A 1,024-nucleotide genomic window follows, 5' to 3' on the forward strand; every position below is an offset into this window, starting at 1 on the left:
TCCCCACCGGACGAGTACCCACCGCTCCGCGGACGATCGCCCGCGGACGAGTGCCCACCGCGAGACCGATCGCCGCCGCCGGAGTACGCACCGCCCCGATCACGGCCGGCGCCGGTCGAATACCCACCGTCACGCCGATCCCCGCCACCGGCAGTACCACCACCACCTGACGTGCCGCCGCGCGGACGGTCGCCACCGCTCGCCGATCCACCGCTCCACGACCGGCCCTCGTGCGCGGAGCCGCCGCGTGCGGCATCGCCGCGACGGTCGTAACCGCCCGCGCCGCGGCCAGAGCCACCACGACCCGCACCGTCGTCGCGTCGATCGCCGCGGTCGCCCGGGGCGCCGCCACCGGTCCGCCGGTCGCCGCCCGAGGAACCGTGCCCACCACCGCCGCGCGGGTAGCCCCCACGGTCGGCGCTCCCACCGGAACGGGGGCGTGAGCCGCCGCCCCCCGGGCGCGACGAGCCGGACGAGCCGCCCTCGGTGCCGTCCGGGCGGCGACGCTCAGGGCGCGCGGAGTCGTGGTCGCTGTTCATGTGTGTGTTCTCTCCTCGTCGGAATCGACCGCACCATCGTCTCATCCCCGGCACGTCCCGGGCGGCCGGCGGGCACGTGGGCGGCGGCACACTCGCCGACCAGCTGGCCGCGTCGGCGCCGGCGCACCCACCGGACAGCCCGGTCCGTGGGCGCCGGCGCCGGCGCCGGCCCAGCGGCCGGATCAGCACGTGCGGCCAGCGGGCGGGACGTGCTGTCCCGGACCGAATCACCCCAAGACCATCGCGGCGGTCGCAGCCCCCGGCGATCGCCGACAGACGCCCCCAGGCACGGTCCGCCGTCGCTCGGCGCTGGTGCGCGAGACGTCAAGCCGGCCGCAGAGGCCGATCGCACAGGGCCCAATGATCGACAGGCGCGAATGTCGGGGAAACAGAAAGAGCCACCCCCGAAGGGGTGGCTCTTTCTGAATGAGTGTCCGGCGGCGTCCTACTCTCCCACACCCTGGCGAGTGCAGTACCATCGGCGC

Annotated in this window: 1 protein-coding gene; it reads right to left on the bottom strand. The window is 75.7% G+C overall.

All coding sequences use genetic code 11. The annotated features are described in order from the left end of the window. The coding region (locus CBZ_RS21580; protein ID WP_218022846.1) for a hypothetical protein at window positions 1-391 on the bottom strand (391 nt) is incomplete at its 3' end. Window positions 392-1,024: the final 633 nt, after the last annotated feature.

The sequence above is a fragment of the Cellulomonas biazotea genome, assembly GCF_004306155.1.
GTDB lineage: Bacteria > Actinomycetota > Actinomycetes > Actinomycetales > Cellulomonadaceae > Cellulomonas > Cellulomonas biazotea.